Genomic DNA, 20,080 nt, shown 5'->3' with positions numbered 1-20,080 from the left:
CCGCCCCGGCCGAGCCGGCGACCGACATGCCCCGCTCCGTCGACGTCGACGCCATCACGACCCCCACCCGCTGACCCCCGCGCCACCCCGCACCAAACACCCGGACGGGGGAGGGGGTGCGTAGGCTGCCGGGGTGAACGGGTGGCGAGCGTGGAGAGCGGTGGGCCTGGTCGCTGCCATGGTGGTGCTGGCTGCGTGCGGAGGTGGATCGGACGGTGTCTCGGGCGCGGGTGACGTCGTCGATCCCGCTCGCGTGGGGCCCCAGGGGCGGGTGGCGCAGTTCATCGTCCAGTGCACGGTCAGCCACATCGGATTCGACGATCCCATCGTGCTGCCCGATCAGCCGGGCCTGAGCCATCAGCACCAGTTCTTCGGAAACGCGGAGACCGATGCGGAGCCGGACTACGAGCGACTTGTCGGGGCCGACACCAGCTGTGACCAGCGGCTCGACACGGCGTCCTATTGGTCGCCGACCCTGCTCGGCGCCGACGGCAACCGGATTCCCGCGGAGGGTCTCACCGCCTACTACCGGCCCGGACAGGGCGTGGATCCGACCGAGGTCGTCGCGTATCCGCCGAGCTTCATGATGGTCGGCGGGACGGCGTCGGCCGATGAACCCCAGGGCCAGGACGTGATCGCCTGGTCGTGCGGAAGCGGCGCGCTGCGCACCGACACGCCACCTGCATGCTCCTCCGACACGACGCTGCGCCTGTGGATCACGTTTCCCGACTGCTGGGACGAATCACGGCTGACCTCGTTCGGGTCCGGTGCACACGTTCGATACAGCGACGACGGTTGCCCCGAGTCGCATCCGATCGCACTCCCACAACTGCAGATGGCGATCGACTACCCGCCCGTCGACCCGGAGGGCCTCAGCCTGAGTTCGGGATCGATCCATTCGGCCCACGCCGACTTCTGGAACACGTGGGACCAGGACAAGCTCGAGCGCGAAGTGACCGGCTGCCTCAACCGCGACCTCGTGTGTGGCGTCTCCGGCTAGACCGAGCCGTCAGGGCGCCGTCATCGATCGAGCGCCCGCTGTGTCAGAGTCGCCCGGCATCGGTGACGCGTTGCAGGAACTGCTGGGTGCGCTCGTTCACCGGCGCGCCGAACACCTGCTGGGGTGGACCCTCTTCGAGAATCTGGCCGTGATGGAGGAAACAGACACGGTCGCTGATGTCTCGGGCGAACCCCATCTCGTGGGTCGCGAAGAGCATCGTCATGCCTTGTGTCTTGAGTGACCGGACCACGTCGAGGACCTCGCCGACCAGTTCGGGGTCGAGCGCGGACGTGATCTCGTCGAGCAACATCACCTCGGGGTCCATCGCGAGTGAACGCGCGATGGCGACGCGCTGCTGCTGACCACCGGACAGCTGATCTGGGTAGGCGTCGATGCGCTCCTCGAGACCGAGGCGGACGAGGAGTTCGCGCGCCCGGTCGCCGGCAACCGATTTCGGGACGCCGAGCACCTTGCGCGGTCCGACGGAGACGTTCTCGAGCACGCTCATGTGCGGGAACAGATTGAAGCTCTGGAAGATCATCCCGATGCGCTTGCGGATCGAATCGGCATCGAGACCCGGCTCGGCGATGTCGACACCGTCGAAGATGATCTCACCGTCGTCGATCGGTTCGAGCAGATTGGTGCAGCGCAGCAGCGTCGACTTCCCCGAGCCCGAAGCTCCGATCAGGGTGATCACCTCACCCTGCGCGACGTCGAGATCGATCCCGTCGAGGACGACGTTGTCGCCGAACGCCTTGCGAACGGACCGCAGCCGGATCTTGTGGTCGACCACGTCGATCACGACACGACCGTGGCGCCCGTGCGTCGACGTTCACGGGCCAGCAGGTGATCGGCGAGACGGGTCAGCGGGATGGTGACGGCCAGGAAGATCACGGCCGCTCCGATGTACGGGGTGAAGTTGGCGAACTTCGCCTTGTCGATCCCGGCCCGGCGGAGGATCTCGACGGGCCCGATCAAGCTGATCAGCGCGACATCCTTCTGGAGCGACACGATGCTGTTCATCATCGGCGGCACGATGCGGCGCATCGCCTGGGGGAGCACGACCGTCGTCATCGTCTGGCGACTGCTCATGCCGAGTGATCGGGCTGCCGCCCGTTGGCTTTCGTGGACACCTTCGATCCCTGCGCGGATCTCCTCCGACACGTACGCCGAATAGGACAGCACGAGTGCGACCGTGCCCCAGATGAGCGGGTTGCTCCACGTCCGTGAGTCGAACAGTCCGGGGACTCCGAACCCGATCAGGAAGATCGTCAGGATGACGGGAACACCGCGGAACACGTCGGTGTAGATGACCGCGAAGGCGCGCACCGGAAACAACGCCGCTGATCGGGTGTTGCGTGCGACGGCGAGCGCGAGCGACAGCACGAAGATCAGCGGCATCGACCACAGGAAGATCTGGATGTCGAGCCAGAAGGCGCGAACCAGACCCGGGAACGTCTCGACGAAGACGTCGCGGTTGAAGAACGACGTCTTGACGCGCTCCCAACCGGGGGCACGCGGCACGAGCACGATGATCGCCGCGACGACGATCACCGTGCTCGTTGATGCGATCAGCAGAGAACGCCGTCGCTGACGTTGCTCGAACGCCTGGCGACGAGTCTGCTGGCTCACCTCACTCAGAGATGACCGGTGCGCCGGTGTTGTCCGACAGCCACTCCTGCGTCAGTGCATCGAGCGAACCGTCGTCGGTGAGGGACTGGAGAGCAGCGTCGACGCATGACGTCAGCGGGCTGTCCTTCTCGAGGACGAATCCGAACTGGTCGGTGGTGCCACCCGAATCGGCCGGGAACTGACCGATCACGGAGCTGCCGTCGATCTCCACGGCGGAGACGAACAGCGCCGTGGGGAGGTCGAACACGGCGGCGTCGATCTGGTTCGCCTCGAGCGCGGCCTTCGCTCCGACGTTGTCGTCGTAGACGAACGTTTCCTGCGTCGGCTGGATCACGTCGTTGATGAAGTCGAGGCTGGTCGTGCCGGCCTGGGCGCCGAACTTGACGTCCTTCAGGTCGGCGATCGACGTCGCGCCCTCGGCGGCCGAGCCCTCGAGTGCCACGATCGCCTGGTTGCTCGTGAAGTACGGCAGCGACATGTCGATCGTCTCGCGGCGTTCGTCGGTGATCGAGAACTGCTGGAGGTTGACATCGAAGTCCTTGGCGCCGGGCTGGATGGCGGCGTCGAAGGTCGTGCGGACCCACACGACGGAGTCGTCGGCGTACCCCATCTCGTCGGCGACCGCGTACGCAACGGCTGATTCGAAGCCTTCGCCGGTCGTGGGATCGTCGTCGATCACCCAGGGGAAGAATGCCGGTTCGCCCGTGGCGATGGTCAGCACGCCGTCCTCGATCGTGTCGGTGCACTCGGCGCCGGACGACGCAGCGTCGTCAGCGGCCGTCGCGGGAGCGGAGTCGTCGGTCGCCGTGGTGTCGTCGGTCGCGGCCTCAGTGCTCTCGCTCGCGTCGTCGGAGCTCGCATCGTCGTCGCTGCCGCAGGCGGCGAAGACGAGCGAGCCGACGATGATCGCCGGGAGCAGTCGGGTCGGTTGGGGTCGCATGGAGTTTCTCCTTCGGTGGGTGTTCACGCTGGAGCGAGCGTACTGGCGACCGCAGCTCACGCCGAAGAGAATCAGCACTCGGGGTGACAGCGAAACCGGGCACCCTCGATCGCGGCTGTGGCCGTTATCGTGCCGCCGCATGTCGATGCCCCCGGCCACGCAGTACTCGATCACCCTCGATGTGACCCTGGACAATGTTCCGGGTGTGCTCGGTCGGTTGTGCTCGGCGATCGGCGAGGCCGGTGGGAACATCTTCGCGATCGAAGGATTCGTCGCGAAGGGCCGCGAACTCGAGCGCGACATCGTCGTCAACTGCAGCAGCGTCGAGCACCAGCAGCTCGTCGTCCTGGCGGTCGAGGCGGTCGACGGCGTCACCCTCGAGGAGTGGCACGACCGCACGTTCCGCATGCACGAGGGCGGCAAGATCGAGGTCCTGTCGCTGTGTCCGGTGTCGGACCAGGACGATCTGTCGATGGCGTACACGCCCGGTGTGGCCCGCGTCTGCAACGCGATCGCCGCGGACGAGGCGCTCGCCGACGAGTACACGATCCGCAAGAACACGGTTGCGATCGTGTCCGACGGGACGGCCGTGCTCGGTCTCGGCGACATCGGGCCGAAGGGCGCGATGCCGGTGATGGAAGGCAAGGCACTGCTGTTCAAGGAGTTCGCCGGAGTCGACGCGTTCCCGATCTGTCTCGACGTGTCGACGCCCGAGGAGATCATCGAGACCGTGATCCGCCTCGCCCCGACCTTCGGTGGCGTGAACCTGGAGGACATCGCCGCACCCGGTGCGTTCCAGGTCGAGGAGGCGCTCAAGGAGGCGCTCGACATCCCCGTGTTCCACGACGACCAGCACGGGACGGCTGTCGTCACGCTCGCCGCCGTCGAGAACGCACTGCGGATCACCGGCAAGAAGATGGAAGATCTCTCGATCGTGATCTCCGGTGTCGGTGCGGCCGGCGTGGCGATCGGCAAGATTCTGCTCGGTGCCGGAGCGACCGAGATCGTCGGCGTCGACAGCAAGGGCGCGGTCTACGACGGCCGTGACGGGCTCAATGCCTGGAAGCAGTGGTTCGCCGAGAACACGAACCCGCAGGGCAAGCAGGGTGCACTCAGCGATGTGATGGCCGGGAGCGACGTCTTCATCGGAGTCAGCGCCCCCGATGTGCTCACGGTGGACGACATCGCAGCGATGAACGACGATCCGATCGTGTTCGCGATGGCGAACCCCGACCCCGAGATCCGTCCCGAACTGGTCGGTGATCTCGTGCGCGTGATGGGGACGGGGCGCAGCGACTACCCGAACCAGATCAACAACGTGCTGGCCTTCCCCGGGATCTTCCGTGGGGCGCTCGACGCTCGGGCGACCGACATCACCGAGGGGATGAAGCTCGCGGCAGCGGAGGCGATCGCCCAGTCGGTTCCCGACGAGTTGCTGACCGAGACGAACATCATGCCGTCGGTGTTCGACCGCTCCGTCTCGATGCGCGTTGCCGAGGCCGTCGCCGCCGCCGCGATCGCCGATGGCGTCAGCCGACTCGGCTGAGGTCGTCGCCGACGGCGCGCACCGCGCTGCCGCGAGTTCGTGGTCGGCATCTCGAATCGGACAGGATATGGGGACATGGGACATCCATCGACACCGCACTTTCGTACTTTCCACGCACTCCGGATCAAGGGGTTCGCGACGTCCGTGACGCTCTCGGAGATGACCGAGCACGCGCCCGAGCACGTCGAGGAGCACCTGTCGGAGTTCTCGACGGACGGCCACGTCCAGTTCCGCGAGAACCGTGGTCTGTGGCAACTCACGCCCGACGGACGCATTGTCCATGCCGAGCACCTCGCGGCCGATCTCGAAGGTCTCGACCTCACCTCGGCGCTGTCGTCGACGTATGCGACCTTCATCGACCTGAACACGCGCTTCAAGGAGCTCTGCGGGGCATGGCAGTTGCGCGATGGCGAGCCGAACGACCATTCCGACCCCGCCTACGACCGCGACGTCGTCGAACAGCTCAGCGAGATGCACAGCGAGGCCAAGCCCGTCGTCGGAGAGATGGGAGAGGCGATCGAGCGACTGGGGCCGTACTCGCGACGCCTCGACATCGTGCTCGGACGGGTGCAGCAGGGCGAGACCAAGATGTTCACCGGGGTGATGTGTGGGAGCTACCACGACGCCTGGATGGAGTTGCACGAGGACCTGATCCTCACGCAGGGCATCGACCGATCGGCCGAAGGATCCTTCTGATCTGAACGCGTCATCGGCGCGTTCTTCACCTAGGTTCTCAGTCGTGAATGCTCTACGAGAACCGGTCCGCTGATGGCTCGCTTCGGCCGCGTGTTGACGGCGATGGTCACTCCGTTCGCCCCTGACGAGTCACTCGACGTCGATGCCTCCGTGGCGTTGGCGAAGTGGCTGGTGGAGCAGGGAAACGAAGGTCTGGTCGTCGCCGGGACGACCGGTGAGTCCTCGACGCTGTCGATCGACGAGAAGCTCACCCTGTTCGAGGCGATCGCTCAGGCGGTCACGATTCCGGTGATCGCCGGCACGACCGGCTCGAACACCCGCCAGGACATCGGCCTCACGGTCGAGGCCGAGAAGCTCGGTGTTGCGGGAATTCTCGCGGTGTGCCCGTACTACAACCGTCCGTCCCAGTCTGGCCTCGACGCCCATTTCCGCGCGATCGCATCGAGCACCGATCTGCCGGTCCTGCTGTACGACATCCCGAAGCGAACCGGCCGCAAGATCGACACGGCGACGTTGATCTCACTCGGCAACGAGGTGACGAACATCGTCGGTGTCAAGGACGCCGCCGGGGACGCCGGGCAGACCGCGATCGTGATCGAGGAGACCCCCGAGCACTTCGAGGTCTACTCGGGCGACGATCCGATGACGCTTCCGCTGCTCGCGGTCGGCGCCGTCGGAGCGATCGGAGTGGCGACGCATTGGTGCGGCCCCGATCACGTACAGATGTTCGATTCCTGGAACGCGGGCGACGCTACCGCCGCCCGCGCCCACAACGCGCGGCAGTTCGAGAGCTACCGCTTCGAGACGAGCGACGAGGTTCCGAACCCGCTGCCGGCCAAGGCGATGCTCCGCACGCTCGGGCACGCCGTGGGCCAGGCGCGACTTCCGATGGGGCCGGCACCCGCTGATCTCGACAACCAGGCCCGTGGGGTCTACGAACGATTGGTGGCCTCACGTGGCTGACAAGAAGAACCAGCCGAACACGGCGAAGCTCGATCCGAAGGTGCCCGTGCGCGTCGTCTTCCTCGGAGGCCTCGGTGAGATCGGGCGGAACTGCATGGTGATCGAACAGGGCGAAGCCGACGATCCCGACCGCACGATGCTGCTCATCGACTGCGGTCTGATGTTCCCCGACGCCAATCACCACGGCATCGATCTGATCCTGCCCGATTTCACCTACCTCAAGGAGAACGCGCAGCGGATCCAGGCGATCGTGCTCACGCACGGCCACGAGGACCACATCGGTGCCATCCAGTACCTGATGCGCGACATCGATGGAATCGGCGATCTCCGGACCGAGAAGCTGCCGGTCTACGGGTCGGCACTCGCACTCGGTCTGGCCCGCAACCGCATCGAAGAGGCCGGCCTGATGCCCAAGATCGACATGCGACCCGTGAAAGACGGAGAGCAGATCGACATCGGCTCGCTGCTCGTCGAGTTCATTCCCGTCACGCACTCGGTGCCGCACGCCCACGCCATCGCCGTCCACACGGCGCAGGGAGTCGTGCTCCACTCGGGTGACTTCAAGATCGACCTCACCCCGGTCGACGAGCGCCGCGCCGACCTCGCGCGCATCGGCCAGCTCGCGAAGAACGAAGGCATCCGCCTGCTGATGTCGGACTCCACCAACGCCGAGGAGCCCGGATACGCGTCGAGTGAGACGAATGTCGGCGGTGTGTTGCGCGGCCTGTTCGCCCAGCAGCGCGGTCGTCGGATCATCACCGCCAGCTTTGCCAGCCACCTCCACCGCATCCAGCAGATCGCCGATGCTGCGGTGGGTGAAGGGCGCAAGGTCGCCACGCTCGGGCTGAGCATGAAGAAGAACATCCGGCTCGGCCTCGACCTCGGCGTATTCAAGATCCCCGAGTCGTCGCTCATCGACATCGAAGAGGTCGACAAATATGATCCGGGTGAGATCTGCATCATCTCGACCGGATCACAGGGCGAGCCGATGTCGGCGCTCGGGCTGATGGCCCGTGGTGAGAACCGCTGGCTCAAGCTGACGGACAACGACACCGTGGTGTTGTCCAGCCATGCCATCCCCGGCAACGAGAGCAGTGTCAACAAGGTCATCGACGGGTTGTTGCGCCTCGGCGCCGAGGTCGTGCACTCCGGCATTCTGGATGTCCACGCAACCGGCCACGCCAAGGCCGACGACATCAAGACGTATCTGTCGATCGTGAATCCCGAGTGGTTCGTGCCGATCCACGGCGAGTACCGCCACATGGTCGCCAACGCCAAGCTCGCCGAGTTGATGGGCGTCCGTCCGGATCACATCATCCAGTGCGAGGACGGCGACGTGCTCGAACTCGATTCCCGCGAGCTGGCGCCGGTGGGTCGCGTCCCGTCCGGATATCTCTACGTCGACGGAATCGTCGGCGACGTCGGCAACGGAGTGCTCCGCGACCGGCGCAAGCTGGCCGAGGAGGGCGTCGTCGTCGTCGTGTCGACCGTCGACATGCAGACCGGCAAGGTGCTCGTCGACCCCGAGATCATCACGCGCGGCTGGGTGTACGCCCCGGAGGCCGAGGATCTGCTCGACGAGGCGTGCGACACGGTCGCCCGGTCGCTCGAGAAGGCACTGGCGGACGGCGTTCGCGACGTCGAACAGCTCGAGCGCGAGGCTCGACGTGCGACCGGGAAGTTCGTCAGCGATCGCACCAAGCGTCGCCCGATGATCGTCCCCGTCGTGATGGAGGCCTGAGTCGAGTCGTCGTCAGGTCGGCGACGTGGTGGGCTGCTGCTCGGGTTGCGGCTCGATCACACCGTCCTCGATGCGGAAGCGTCTCGAGATCGAGACCCATCCGATCACGAGTGCGACCACCGCGAGGACGTTGACGATGGCTGCGAGTTGGGCGCCGGAGTGCGGCGACACGCACGGGACGCGGGCATAGACGTAGTCCGGTGGGAGTTCCGGCAGCGGGACCGCAGTGTCCCGAGGGCTGCTCGCGAACAGCGAGTTGCATTGGACGGCCTGCGCTCGCTCCGCCTCGATCGGGGTCAGCTCGGGCTGGTTCGCCAGGATCGTCGCGAGTTCGGAGGTCGGGTCGACCTCGACCGGAACGGTGTCGTCGATCGGTTGGATGGCCCATCCGAAGAAGAGCACGAGCACCCAGGCCACGAGCGCGCCGGCTGCGATCATCGACGGCTTGCCCGGACGGTGTGATTGATCGATCACGTCCGGCAAATGTACCGGGCGGTCCACGCTCGGCGTTGGACGCCGTCGTCGCATGCCCGTGGGCATGGACTCGGCATAGCCTGCGGCCCCATGTGGTCTCGTGGAACGATGCGGTGTGGGGAACGTCGCTGGAGCGTCGTCGGCGCCGCAGCAGCGGTGTCGTTGGCGGTGCTGGCGTCGGGCTGTGGCGGGTCGAGTGACGCGCCGGATTCCACCGAACCGGTCGTGTCGGCAACGTCACCGGCCGTCGAGGCGTCCGACACGCCTGGCTTCGTGTCCGATGTCGCTGCGGCGCTCGATGCCGTCGAACTCGAACTCGGTGAGGAGCAGGAATTCTTCGAGGTGACCGCGAACGACCAGTTCACGAACATCTTCGTCGCCGTGGATGAGGGAACGGCCGCGGTCGCCTACGCCTATGTCGACGGTGAGTTGCAGCCGCCGGCCCCCAAGCAAACCGGAGCGGAGGGTCTCACCTTCGACCGCGACGACGTCGACTTCGACCCGGATCTGGTGACCTCGGGGGTGCGGGCGGATCTTCCCGAATCCGACGTCGATGCGATCAGCATCTACGGCGACGGGGTCGGAGCGACCTACGTGCTCGCGGTGACATCGCCGAGCGGCGGCTTTCTCGACGTGGTCGTCGGGCCCGATGGCCAGGTCTTTTCCGTCGATCCGGTCTGATCGGACTCGCCAAGCCTCCGCATCTGGGTCACGCCCGATTGGTACGGTGATCGGGTCATGAATACGTGGGGCCCGTCCGGGAAGAAGCCGTCGAAGTCGTCGGGCAAACGGTCGACGCGCGTCGACCCGACCGCCAAGACCGCCAGAACCTCGCGCACGGCGGGGGGCGGGTCGGTACGCGATGCCACCCCGGAGCAGATTCGGATGGACGACGCCGACGACGGCCAACCGCACGATCGACAGGACGAACTGATCGGGCTCGCGCTGATCGGTGTGGCGGTACTGCTCGCATTGGCGATCTACCTCGACCTCGCCGGCCCGCTCGGGCGTGGTGTCGAGACGGTGTTCGGCTGGGTCTTCGGGCTCGGTCGTTTCGCGGTTCCACTGGTCATCGGGGTCGTCGGCGTCACGTTCGTCCGCAAAGGCCAGTCGTCGAGCCCCGTCCGGCTGGCGGTGGCGTGGTCGGTCATCACGATCGCGGTCCTCGCGTTGATCCACCTGATCCGACGCGACGAGAACGCCGAGGGATACGACCGATACGGGGACTGGGGCGGATGGGTCGGTGCCGGCGTCGGCGAACCCCTGACCGCTGGGATCGCCACGGCCGGTGCAGTCGTCGTGCTCCTGATCGCGATCATGGTCAGCCTGACGGTGATCACGCAGACCTCGTTGCGCACGATGGCCCAGCAGACCGGCGGATTCGTCAATTCGATGCTGCGACCGGTGGGTCGGGCGGCGAAGTCGGGGCTGGGCAACATCACCACGTTGTCCAGCGATCGCGACGACAGCACCCAACTCGACGCCACCACGATCTTCGACCAGGAGCATCTCAGTGACGCGACCCCGACCGTCGCAGGCGAAGCGTTGCCGCCTCCCACCGGCGCGCCGCACCTCTACGACTTCGAGACCGACGGGGGACCGGCTCCGGCGGCGAAGCCGAAGCGCAAGCGGGCGAAGGTCGACACCGGCTCGACGTCCGGACAGGTCCATCCCGGAGGCGCGACCGTGGGCGATTGGGTCCTGCCCCCGATGAAGCTCCTGTTGCAGCCGGGGGTGCAGAAGGTCGACCGGAAGGCCATCGAGCAGCGCGGGCTGACACTGCAGGAATCGCTCGCCTCGCACAACGTCGACACCGAACTGATCGGGATGACCGTCGGCCCGACCGTCACCCGGTACGAACTCGAACTCGGCCTCGGCGTGAAGGTCTCGAAGGTCACCAACCTGCAGAAGGACATCGCGTATGCGATGGCGGCGACCGACGTGCGCATCCTCGCCCCGATCCCGGGACGCTCGGCGATCGGTGTCGAAGTGCCGAACCACCAGCGCCAGTTGGTCGCGCTGGGCGATCTACTCACGTCGTCCGAGGCGATCAAGGCCACGAACCCGCTCGAGGTCGCCGTCGGCAAGGACATCGCCGGCAAGGCGGTCATGCTCGACCTGGCGGCCACACCGCACATGCTCATCGCCGGTGCGACCGGTGCGGGTAAGTCGAGCGGAATCAACTGCATCATCACGTCGCTGCTGATGCGCACGACGCCCGACGACGTCCGTCTGATCCTCATCGACCCGAAGCAGGTCGAGATGGGCCAGTACGCACGTCTCCCGCACCTGCTCACCCAACCGGTCACCAACCCGAAGAAGGCGGCGAACGCCCTCGGCTGGGCGGTCAAGGAGATGGAGCGTCGTTACGACGTCCTCTCCGAGATCGGCTACCGCGACATCGGTGGGTACAACAAGGCGTTCCGTGCCGGCAAGATCGAGGACCCGCCCGGAACCGACCCCGACGGACCGCCGGTGTACGAGCACATGCCGTACATCGTTGTGGTGGTCGACGAGCTCAACGACTTGATGATGGTCGCCGCGCGTGATGTCGAGGAATCGATCACGCGCATCGCCCAGAAGGCACGCGCGGTCGGAATCCACCTGATCGTCGCGACGCAGCGTCCGTCGGTGAACGTGATCACCGGTGTGATCAAGGCGAACATCCCGGCCCGCATGGCGTTCGCCGTGTCGTCGTTGACCGACTCGCGGGTGATCCTCGACCAGCCCGGCGCCGACAAGCTCGTCGGCAAGGGCGACATGCTCCTGTTGCCGGGGAACTCGTCGGTCGCGAACCGCATCCAGGGTGCGTTCATCACCGAGGAGGAGGTTCGCGAGGTCGTCGCACACTGGAAGGCGCAGGCACCCGAGGTGGTCACCTCCGCCGAGATCGAGGAGGGCGGCGAAGGCTCGGCCGGGTCTGCTCCGTCGGCGATGAGTTCGCCCGCGCTCACACCTCCCGCTCCGTCGATGGGCGGTCTGAACCTCGACGTCACGTCCGACGCCAACGCGTTCTCGGCCGGTGAGGACGACGAGGACACGGCGATGATGAAGCAGGCGATGGAACTGATCGTGCGCAGCCAGCTCGGTTCGACGTCGATGCTGCAGCGCAAGTTGAAGGTCGGCTTCGCCCGCGCCGGGCGGATCATGGATCTCCTCGAGACGCGAGGGGTCGTCGGCCCGAGCGAGGGCTCCAAGGCCCGTGCGGTGCTGATGACCGTCGAAGAGTTCGAACTGCTCCAGCAGAACGGTCAACTCTGACCCGAATGACACCGGCCGTCCCCGTCATCGATCTCGGTGGATTCGCCGGCGGACCCGACGCTCGTCGCCGGGAGAACGCCGACGAGATCGGTGAGGCATGTCGAGCCGTCGGCTTCTCGATCACGGGGTCGTGGTCCCCGTCGGCCGACATGGCGAGCCGCGGCTGACGATGCCGTTCTTCCACAATGCGAACTGGAACGCGCGGATCGAGTGCATCGTGGCCGATGGCGACGAGGCTCTCCACGACTCCGTAATCGCCGGCCGCCACCTGATGGCGAAGTTCCGGTCGACGGTCACCGACCCGCCATCCGGTGTCGGACAACTGGTGTCAGGCACCGGTTGTCCGGGCGGTTCGGTGACAGCGCCGTCGCCGTCGTCACGGGCCGCGCCCCTGCGAGAGCGGTAGCGTGCTCGTGTGCAGCGCTTCTACGTCGAGACGCTCGGCTGTCCCAAGAACGACGTCGATTCTGACAAACTGGTCGGCGCGCTCGTCGCCGACGGGATGCAGGCGACCGACGACGCATCCGCGGCCGATCTCGTCGTCGTGAACACGTGCGCCTTCATCGGCGAGGCGCGTCAGGAGTCGATCGACACGATTCTCGCGCTCGATGAGCAGCGCCAGTCCGCCAGTCGCCTGGTCGTCACGGGGTGCATGGCCGAGCGGTACGGCTCCGAACTCGCTGAGGCATTGCCCGAGGTCGACCAGGTCGCCGGATTCGGGCAGGCGTTCAATCTCGTCCCGACCGATCGGGACGGCACCGAGGTTCCGACGGGGTCCGCACCGGCCCGCAAGCTGATCCCGGTGTCGTCGACGCCGCTGCCCGAGTTCGACCTGTTGAACCTCCCCCGACCGAAGTCGACGGTGCCGTGGGCGTACATCAAGATCGCCGAGGGATGCGATCGCTCCTGCGGGTTCTGTGCAATCCCGAGCTTCCGCGGCCCACAGCGCAGCCGGGACATCGCATCGATCCTCACCGAGGTCGACGAGACCGGTGCTCGCGAGATCGTCCTCGTGGCTCAGGACCTTGCCTCCTACGGCAAGGACCGGCCCGACGAGCTCGGTGCCGGATCGATCGTTCCCCTCGTCGACGCGGTCGCCGACGCGGTCGATCGCGTCCGGTTGCTCTACCTGTACCCGAGCGACCTGACCGACGAGCTGATCGATTCGATCTGTCGCACCGGCGTTCCCTACTTCGACCTCTCCCTCCAGCACGTGTCGAAACCGCTGCTGCGACGGATGCGGCGCTGGGGTGACGGCCAACGTTTCCTCGACCGCATCGCCGACATCCGCGATCGCGAGCCCGACGCGGCATTCCGGAGCAACTTCATCGTCGGGTATCCGGGTGAAACCGAGGAGGATCACGATCAACTCCTCGACTTCGTCGAACGGGCGCAGCTCGACTGGTGCGGCTTCTTCTCGTACAGCAACGAGGACGGCACGTACGCGGCCGACCTCGACCAGCATGTCGATCCCTCTCTGATGAGCGAGCGACTCGCCGAACTGCGAGAGATGCAGGACGAGATCACCGCCTCGCGACGCGACGCCCTGATCGGGTCGGACGTCGAGGTGCTCGTCGATACGGCCGGCGTCGCCCGCAGCCATCGCGAGGCTCCCGAGATCGACGGAATCGTGCACGTTCCGGCCGATCTCCCGGTCGGCGAGATGTCGACCGTCCACATCGCCGACGCGCTCGGCCCCGACCTCGTTGCTGCCGGCGTCGACGCAGCAGATCTCGGCGATGGAGCCGACTGATGGTCGAGTCGCTGAACAGCTGGGCGAATGGGATCACCGCACTGCGGATCCTGCTCGCCCCGCTCGTGTTCCTGGCGATTCCCGAGGACGGCAGTGGCTCGTGGTGGGCGTTCTTCCTGTGGTTCGTGCTGTGTTCGAGTGACGGGATCGACGGGTACATCGCACGTCGTCGCGGCCCCACGGCGGTCGGCGCGTTCCTCGACCCGCTGGCCGACAAGGTCCTGGTGCTCGGTGCGATGTTCACCCTTGTCGCGCACGACATCTTCTGGTGGGTTCCGGTCGCGATCATCGCCGCACGCGAGCTCACCATCAGCGTCTATCGCGTCGTGAAGAGCGGGCGCGGCGTCAGCGTCCCGGCGAGCAAGCTCGGCAAGTACAAGACCGTCGTGCAGCAGTTCTCGGTGGCGTTCGCGCTGTTCCCGCTGACGGCGACGATGCCGTGGACCTGGAACACCCTGCTCTGGGTCGGTGTCGTGCTCGCCCTGGTCAGCGGGTACCAGTACCTCTGGCACGCGACGAAGTCCGTTCCGGCCGGCGTCGCCGCGCCCGTGTCGTGAACGTCTCGGTCCTCGCAGTCGGAACCGAGTTGCTGCTCGGTCAGATCATCGATTCCAATTCCGCATGGATCGGCGGCGAGTTGGCCGAACACGGCATCGACTCGCTCGTCCAGGTGAAGGTCGGTGACAACATCGGCCGGATCGAGGCCCAGCTGCGGCGGCTCCTCGACGAGTCCGATGCGGTGATCATGTGCGGCGGGTTGGGACCGACTCATGACGACCTCACTCGCGACGCGATCGCCGCGGTGATGGGGGTCGACCTGCTGCTCGACGATGCGGTCGCCGAGAGGATCCGCGAAGTGTTCTCCTCCCGCGGTCGGCGGATGCCGGAGAACAACCTGCGACAGGCGATGGTTCCCGAGGGAGCCGACGTGATCCACCAGACGCGCGGCACCGCCCCGGGCCTGATCTGTCCGATCGCTGACCCGAAGGGCACGGTCGTGTACGCCGTCCCCGGCGTGCCGCACGAGATGCGCGACATGATCCACCGTGCGATCCTCCCCGATCTCGTCCGGCGCAGTGGCTCGACCGACACGATCGTCAGCCGCGTCCTGCGGACCTGGGGGGAGTCCGAGAGCGGCCTGAACGAGCGACTCGACGACCTGATCGAGGAACTCGAATCACCCGACACGCCGACGTTGGCATTTCTCGCCTCCGGGTGGGAGGGGCTCAAGGTCCGTCTCACGGCGAAGGCGCCGACCGCCGCTCTGGCGGCCGCGCAGCTCGACGGGTGGGAGCAACGCCTGCGCTCCGAACTCGGCGATCTCGTGTTCGGCGTCGGCGACGACACCATGGAGTCGGTCGTGCTCGAGATGTGTCGCTCACGCGGGTTGACACTGGGACTCGCCGAATCGGTGACCGGTGGCCTGGTCGGTGCGCGACTGACCGGCATCCCCGGCGCCAGCGACGTCTTCCGCGGGTCGATCGTCAGCTACGCGACGGAGGTGAAGCAGACGATCCTGGGCGTCGCGCCGGGACCCGTGGTGAGTGCCGAGGCAGCGCGTCAGATGGCCCTCGGAGCTCGCGAACGGCTCGGATCGGACATCGCCGTCTCGCTCACCGGCGTGGCCGGGCCGGATGAACAGGATGGTCAACCGGCCGGAACGCTGTTCATCGGCATGTGCGGACCGGGCTTCGAGGATGTCCGCGAGCTGCGACTTCCCGGTCAACGCGAGCAGATGCGCCAGTTCGCGGTGATCAGCTCGCTCGATCTGCTGCGACGACAGCTCGCAACGATCTGACCATCGACGGGTGAACATCTCGCGCGATCGGATCCGGGAGGACAGCGCGGGGGAGTCGATACGATTTCGCCCTTGCCCTCGTAGCTCAGTTGGATAGAGCAAGTGACTTCTAATCACTCGGTCGCAGGTTCGACTCCTGCCGAGGGCGCGTGGTCCCGACCTGGCCGTTCCCTCGTGGTTCGGCCTGATCGGGCAAGCGGAGCACGACACGACGCCCGGTCCTCATTCGGCGATCATGTCGGCGACCGCGAGCATCTGACGGCCGACGGGCTGGAGATCGATCCGTGTGGCGAGCAGGCCCGTCGACACGCGCTCGATGACTCCCCACTCCCAGATCGCGGTGGCATCGAGTCCGGTCCGATCCGCAAGCCAGTGGGCACGTTCCCAGCAGGCGTCAACGCTCTCGAGATCGGTCGGGTCCTCGCGCATGATGATGCCGAGGTCGTACTCGGGCTCGGCGAGCAGGCCGTCGGGGTCGACCAGCTTGAACCCGTCACCAGCCTGCAGGGTGTTCCACTGATGGACGTCGCCGTGAACCAGACGAGCACGTTCGTCGTCGTGGGCGCCGATCCGCCGCTGGACCATTTCGACAGCGTGTTCGACCGCCTTCATGGTGCACGGCCTGTCGAGTTGTTCCCACGAGGACGTGATGTGATCGGCGAGCCATGCAGCCTTCTCGGCTCCGGTCGGAAGCCCGCACTCCGGGGCCGGCATCCACAATCGCGATGCGAGGTCACACAGGATCCGGTGGCGCGATCCGACCGGCACGTTCAACTCGAACAGAGACGGCCCGAGTCGCTCCATCAGCAACGCGCCACGGTCGAGATCGTGACGTTCCAGGCGCACGCAGCTCCGCCCGGCCGCCAGCTGCAAGACCGCGATCTCGTTGAGCGTCGCGCCGCCGCTCCGCGGGATCAACAGTTTGAGAACCGACTCGTTCCCGTCGTCGGTCGTACACCGAGCGACGAAGGCCTCGGTCCCGTCCCCGTATGGTTCCCCGACCCGGATCCCCCACTCGGCTTCGAGATCACCGATCAGATCGCTCAGGCCACGTATCCAATCGCCGGCGCCAGCGTCGAGTGCCTTGTTCCTCACGATTGCCGGGACGTCGACCACGCCGACACTGTTCTACAACGCACCGAGCGGTTCGCAGCCGATTCCGTCACCGGGGTCGAGCCCTCGGAGCCGAACCGGCATCACGTCCCCGTCGTGTCCGATCACGGGGTCGGAGGTTCGTCTCCTACCCGGGCCACCCGTACGCTGGTCCTGTGCAGGAGTTCCGACCGGCGTCCGTGATCGCTGACGACGCCGAACTCGCCGAGCGGTTCCATCGGGGAGACGAGGACGCGATCCGTTCGGTGGTCGACCGGTACGGCGACGCCGTCGTCGCCGTCGTGGCAACGGGAGACCTCGCCGACGCGACCGCTCGTGCCGCGGAGGTGTTCGTCGACGCACAGGCCGGCGAGTATCCGGCATCCGACGGATTCGGCCCATGGCTCGCCTCGATCGCGGCGGAGCGGTCCGGCTCCGTCGCCCCGACATTGTGGGCGGCGGCGAGAGCGATCTCGGCGATCGACCCCGAGGTTCGCGCCGCGCTGCGTCGTCATCACCTCGACGGTGAGGCACTCGAGGCGCGTGGCGAGTCCGCCCCCGACCTCGCGCGGCACGAACTGCGGCTCGACCGGCGACTCGCACATCTCGGAGACACCGACGACGTCCGAGCGGCGCTCGCCGACCCTCGGGCGTGGACCCAGGCAGGCTCCGACCTGTCCGACCGGGTCATCACCGCCTCCCGCCCTGACGACTCCGAGACCGAGATGGCGCACGTCCCGGCGATCGACATCGATGGTGGGAACGTCCCGGCGGCGGATCTCGATTCGGTCGAACCTGAGCAGCCCTCGTTGGTGGCGCGGAGCCTGCGACCGGTCGCCCTCGGACTCGGGGGAGCGGCGGTGGTCCTGTTCGTGGCGGTGATCGTGTTGAGCGCGGCCAGCGGAACACCGACGCCACCGAACTACGTCCTGGAGCTGACGCCCACCGGAGTACTCGTCGAAGTCGAGGGTGGGGAGATCACCGTCACCGAGCGCGATGCGGGGATCGAGATCGAACTCGACGCACTCACGCTTCCGCGTCGTGCGGCGGACACCTACTACGAGGGCCGTCTGGTGCTGATCGACGGTCAGGAGGTCTCGGCCGGCACGTTCGCCGAGGGCGACGACGTGACGCTCTGGGGCGGAGTCGCCCTCGACGACGTCGCGGCATTCCACGTCGTCACGGGTGCGGTCGCCGATCCCGGTGCCGCCGGGGACGTGGTGTTGAAGACCGACCTGCCGCGGTCCTGAGCGGAATCGGCGGCCGCCGTCAGCGGGGTTCGCGAGGGAGGCCGAGCACGCGCTCGCCGAGGATGTTGCGCATGATGTTCGACGTGCCGCCCATGATCGTGTACGCCGGGTCGTAGGCGAGGCCACGACCCACGTTGTCCCACAGCAGCGCGTCCGGTCCAAGCGTGCGGGCGACGAAACCGGCGACGCGCTGTTCGTGTTCGGTGCAGAAGCACTTGGTCGCAGCGGAGAAGCCCTTCGGCGCCTGTCGCAGGACCTCCCTGGTGACGAGGATCCGTCCGAGCGTGTACCCGGTCTCGATCTGCGCCATCTCCTGGCGGACGAGTGGATCGTCGCGGTCGGCACGTTGTGCAGCGATCTCGTACAGCGCGCGGTTCGAGACGAGGCGATCGATGCCACCTCGCTCGTGTTCGAGTTGCGCCATCGTCTGCTTGAACGCGTTTCCCTCGACACCGACCAGGTTGGCGATCGGAACGCGCACGTCGCTGAACCACACCTCGCAGAAGTGGCGGTTGGACGTCATGTCGGTGATCGGGCGGACTTCGATGCCCGGGGTGTCCATCGGGACGATCACCTCGCTGATGCCCCGGTGCGGGGGACCGGACGAGTCGGTTCGACAGATCAGGTAGCAGTAGTCGGCCGACTCGCCGAACGACGTCCAGATCTTCTGGCCGTTGATCACGAAGTCATCGCCGTCACGATCGGCGGTCGTCGTGAGCGACGCGAGGTCCGAACCCGAGTCGGGCTCGGACATCCCGATGCACCACGTCGTCTCTCCCGACAACATTCCCGGGAGGAATTCGGCCTGCTGATCGGGGGTCCCGTAGTTGATCAGCGTCGGGCCCATCTGCCGGTCGGCGAACCACGAGGCGGCGATCGGTGCACCGGCGGCGATCAATTCCTCGCCGACGATGAGGCGCTCGATCTGGGGGCGTCCGCCACCGCCGTGCTCCGTCGGCCAGGTCATCCCGATCCATCCGTGCCCCGCCATCTCGACGGCGAACTCCTTCGAGAACCCGTTGATCCACGAATCGTTCGACCGGCCGTAGCGCTCCACGGCATCCTGTGCGACCGAACGGGCGTGCTCACGAAGTTCGATCTGTGCGGGCGTCCATGCGAAGTCCATCGGCATTGATCGTAGGTGGACGCGGGAGCGGAGTGCGCCTCGGTGGCGCTCTGCGGATCCGACCGCTGCGCTCTACGGTTCGGCGATGGGGATGCAACGGCGCGAGCAGGTGCAGCAGCTCGCCCGATCCGGCGTCGTTGCGATGGATCCGTGACTGCACACAGGTTGCTGCTGCTCGGCGGAGTCGTCGGACCGATCGCGTTCCTCGTCGCATGGGTCGCTGGTGGGATCATCGATGACCGTCAGCTGAGTGCGATCGACGACGCCATCAGCCAACTCGCGAACGTCGAGGCCGACACCAGATGGTTGATGACCGCCGGCTTCTTCGGATTTGGCCTCGCCGTTGCGCCGTTTGCTTTCGCGATCCGTCCGATTCTGGGCGGTCCCTCTTCGTTGGCGTACGTGACGGCTGCGGCGTCGACGGTGGTGGTCGGACTGCTGCCGCTCGGCCGGTCCGATGCACAGGATGACTTTCACGCCGTTGCTGCAGGCATCGCCTACATCGCGTTTGCATCCGCACCGGCGAGCGCGTTCAGGCGTCTCGCCCGAATCGGCCATCGGCGCTTCGCCACGGTCGGGGTCGTGGTGTCGTCGATCGCAGGGGTGTCGCTGGCGGTGTCACTGACGTCGGCGCCGACCGGAGTCTTCCAGCGACTCGGACTCACGGCTCTCGACGGGTGGACGGTCGCCCTCGCCGTCATCCTGCTGTCGAGGTCGGGCACAGGTCAGAAGGGACGGCCGGTCGCTGGGCCGACGGGGTGGCGCCGCGCTAGGGTGTAGACAAGTACAAGACAAGTACGTCGTTCCC

The 20,080-nt window shown here is 66.7% G+C and carries 19 protein-coding genes and 1 tRNA gene; 14 read left to right on the top strand and 6 right to left on the bottom strand.

What is annotated here, in order from left to right:
- Positions 1-133: 133 nt before the first annotated feature.
- Complete coding sequence (locus WBV89_RS07505) at positions 134-1,000, top strand: DUF1996 domain-containing protein (RefSeq protein WP_423980712.1); 867 nt, start codon at positions 134-136, stop codon at positions 998-1,000.
- Positions 1,001-1,043: 43 nt separating this feature from the next.
- Here WBV89_RS07505 and WBV89_RS07500 read toward each other — a convergent pair whose 3' ends face one another.
- The 3 genes from WBV89_RS07500 to WBV89_RS07490 are packed head-to-tail and all read right to left on the bottom strand — an operon-like array spanning position 1,044 to position 3,572.
- The gene (locus WBV89_RS07500) at positions 1,044-1,793 is read right to left on the bottom strand and encodes an amino acid ABC transporter ATP-binding protein (protein ID WP_423980713.1); all 750 of its coding nucleotides are present in this window, start codon (positions 1,791-1,793) and stop codon (positions 1,044-1,046) included.
- A gap of 5 nt (positions 1,794-1,798) precedes the next feature.
- On the bottom strand, positions 1,799-2,632 hold the full coding sequence (locus WBV89_RS07495; RefSeq protein ID WP_423980711.1) for an amino acid ABC transporter permease: 834 nt from the start codon (positions 2,630-2,632) through the stop codon (positions 1,799-1,801).
- Between the two features lies 1 nt (position 2,633).
- The gene (locus tag WBV89_RS07490; RefSeq protein WP_423980710.1) at positions 2,634-3,572 is read right to left on the bottom strand and encodes an ABC transporter substrate-binding protein; all 939 of its coding nucleotides are present in this window, start codon (positions 3,570-3,572) and stop codon (positions 2,634-2,636) included.
- A gap of 139 nt (positions 3,573-3,711) precedes the next feature.
- On the opposite strand from WBV89_RS07490, the gene WBV89_RS07485 reads away from it, so the two are divergent.
- From WBV89_RS07485 to WBV89_RS07470, 4 genes are all read left to right on the top strand, one after another.
- Complete coding sequence (locus WBV89_RS07485; protein ID WP_423980709.1) at positions 3,712-5,118, top strand: NAD-dependent malic enzyme; 1,407 nt, start codon at positions 3,712-3,714, stop codon at positions 5,116-5,118.
- Between the two features lie 159 nt (positions 5,119-5,277).
- Positions 5,278-5,814, top strand: a complete 537-nt coding sequence (locus WBV89_RS07480; RefSeq protein ID WP_423980708.1) for a MarR family transcriptional regulator — start codon at positions 5,278-5,280, stop codon at positions 5,812-5,814.
- 72 nt (positions 5,815-5,886) lie between these two features.
- A complete protein-coding gene (gene dapA, locus WBV89_RS07475) occupies positions 5,887-6,777 on the top strand; it encodes a 4-hydroxy-tetrahydrodipicolinate synthase (RefSeq protein ID WP_423980707.1) in 891 nt (296 codons plus the stop codon).
- On the top strand, positions 6,770-8,518 hold the full coding sequence (locus tag WBV89_RS07470) for a ribonuclease J (protein WP_423980706.1): 1,749 nt from the start codon (positions 6,770-6,772) through the stop codon (positions 8,516-8,518). Before dapA ends, WBV89_RS07470 begins: the two co-directional genes overlap by 8 nt.
- 12 nt (positions 8,519-8,530) lie before the next feature.
- On the opposite strand, the gene WBV89_RS07465 is transcribed toward WBV89_RS07470, so the two are convergent.
- Positions 8,531-8,992, bottom strand: a complete 462-nt coding sequence (locus tag WBV89_RS07465) for a hypothetical protein (RefSeq protein ID WP_423980705.1) — start codon at positions 8,990-8,992, stop codon at positions 8,531-8,533.
- Positions 8,993-9,082: 90 nt separating this feature from the next.
- Between WBV89_RS07465 and WBV89_RS07460 the strand changes: the two genes are divergently transcribed.
- The 7 genes from WBV89_RS07460 (at position 9,083) to WBV89_RS07430 (ending at position 15,952) form a co-directional block, all read left to right on the top strand.
- Positions 9,083-9,673, top strand: a complete 591-nt coding sequence (locus tag WBV89_RS07460; RefSeq protein ID WP_423980704.1) for a hypothetical protein — start codon at positions 9,083-9,085, stop codon at positions 9,671-9,673.
- Positions 9,674-9,730: 57 nt separating this feature from the next.
- Positions 9,731-12,253: a DNA translocase FtsK 4TM domain-containing protein gene (locus tag WBV89_RS07455; protein WP_423980703.1), complete on the top strand. Its 2,523-nt coding sequence runs from the start codon at positions 9,731-9,733 to the stop codon at positions 12,251-12,253.
- 5 nt (positions 12,254-12,258) lie between these two features.
- On the top strand, positions 12,259-12,420 hold the full coding sequence (locus WBV89_RS07450) for a hypothetical protein (RefSeq protein ID WP_423980702.1): 162 nt from the start codon (positions 12,259-12,261) through the stop codon (positions 12,418-12,420).
- 248 nt (positions 12,421-12,668) lie between these two features.
- Positions 12,669-14,006: a 30S ribosomal protein S12 methylthiotransferase RimO gene (gene rimO / locus WBV89_RS07445; protein WP_423980701.1), complete on the top strand. Its 1,338-nt coding sequence runs from the start codon at positions 12,669-12,671 to the stop codon at positions 14,004-14,006.
- The gene (gene pgsA / locus WBV89_RS07440; RefSeq protein WP_423980700.1) at positions 14,006-14,563 is read left to right on the top strand and encodes a CDP-diacylglycerol--glycerol-3-phosphate 3-phosphatidyltransferase; all 558 of its coding nucleotides are present in this window, start codon (positions 14,006-14,008) and stop codon (positions 14,561-14,563) included. Before rimO ends, pgsA begins: the two co-directional genes overlap by 1 nt.
- A complete protein-coding gene (locus WBV89_RS07435; protein WP_423980699.1) occupies positions 14,560-15,804 on the top strand; it encodes a competence/damage-inducible protein A in 1,245 nt (414 codons plus the stop codon). The genes pgsA and WBV89_RS07435 overlap by 4 nt, the downstream gene beginning before the upstream one ends.
- 74 nt (positions 15,805-15,878) lie before the next feature.
- Positions 15,879-15,952 (top strand) — tRNA-Arg (locus tag WBV89_RS07430).
- 74 nt (positions 15,953-16,026) lie between these two features.
- On the opposite strand, the gene WBV89_RS07425 is transcribed toward WBV89_RS07430, so the two are convergent.
- The gene (locus WBV89_RS07425; protein ID WP_423980698.1) at positions 16,027-16,920 is read right to left on the bottom strand and encodes an aminoglycoside phosphotransferase family protein; all 894 of its coding nucleotides are present in this window, start codon (positions 16,918-16,920) and stop codon (positions 16,027-16,029) included.
- A 152-nt stretch (positions 16,921-17,072) separates the two neighbouring features.
- Here WBV89_RS07425 and WBV89_RS07420 point away from each other — a divergent pair, with 152 nt between their 5' ends.
- Positions 17,073-18,146, top strand: a complete 1,074-nt coding sequence (locus WBV89_RS07420; RefSeq protein WP_423980697.1) for an RNA polymerase sigma factor — start codon at positions 17,073-17,075, stop codon at positions 18,144-18,146.
- A 19-nt stretch (positions 18,147-18,165) separates the two neighbouring features.
- Here the strand turns inward: WBV89_RS07420 and WBV89_RS07415 are convergent, their stop codons facing one another.
- Complete coding sequence (locus WBV89_RS07415) at positions 18,166-19,272, bottom strand: acyl-CoA dehydrogenase family protein (protein ID WP_423980696.1); 1,107 nt, start codon at positions 19,270-19,272, stop codon at positions 18,166-18,168.
- 150 nt (positions 19,273-19,422) lie between these two features.
- On the opposite strand from WBV89_RS07415, the gene WBV89_RS07410 reads away from it, so the two are divergent.
- Entirely contained in the window at positions 19,423-20,052 is a 630-nt protein-coding gene (locus tag WBV89_RS07410) for a DUF998 domain-containing protein (protein ID WP_423980695.1), read from the top strand.
- The last annotated feature ends 28 nt before the right edge of the window (positions 20,053-20,080 follow it).

This window comes from Ilumatobacter sp., assembly GCF_049588435.1.
Taxonomy (GTDB): Bacteria; Actinomycetota; Acidimicrobiia; order Acidimicrobiales; family Ilumatobacteraceae; genus Ilumatobacter_A.
The sequence above is the reverse complement of the archived record's forward strand: the minus strand, read 5'-3'. Positions and strand labels throughout refer to the sequence as shown.

What these genes read in the sequence shown, in the direction of transcription:
- WBV89_RS07480 (WP_423980708.1), top strand. Translation starts at nt 5,278, where the DNA reads ATGACCGAGCACGCGCCCGAGCACGTCGAGGAGCACCTGTCGGAGTTC.
- WBV89_RS07450 (WP_423980702.1), top strand. Translation starts at nt 12,259, where the DNA reads ATGACACCGGCCGTCCCCGTCATCGATCTCGGTGGATTCGCCGGCGGA.
- WBV89_RS07455 (WP_423980703.1), top strand. Translation starts at nt 9,731, where the DNA reads ATGAATACGTGGGGCCCGTCCGGGAAGAAGCCGTCGAAGTCGTCGGGC.
- WBV89_RS07485 (WP_423980709.1), top strand. Translation starts at nt 3,712, where the DNA reads ATGTCGATGCCCCCGGCCACGCAGTACTCGATCACCCTCGATGTGACC.
- dapA (WP_423980707.1), top strand. Translation starts at nt 5,887, where the DNA reads ATGGCTCGCTTCGGCCGCGTGTTGACGGCGATGGTCACTCCGTTCGCC.
- WBV89_RS07490 (WP_423980710.1), bottom strand. Translation starts at nt 3,572, where the DNA reads ATGCGACCCCAACCGACCCGACTGCTCCCGGCGATCATCGTCGGCTCG.
- pgsA (WP_423980700.1), top strand. Translation starts at nt 14,006, where the DNA reads ATGGTCGAGTCGCTGAACAGCTGGGCGAATGGGATCACCGCACTGCGG.
- WBV89_RS07460 (WP_423980704.1), top strand. Translation starts at nt 9,083, where the DNA reads ATGTGGTCTCGTGGAACGATGCGGTGTGGGGAACGTCGCTGGAGCGTC.
- WBV89_RS07415 (WP_423980696.1), bottom strand. Translation starts at nt 19,272, where the DNA reads ATGGACTTCGCATGGACGCCCGCACAGATCGAACTTCGTGAGCACGCC.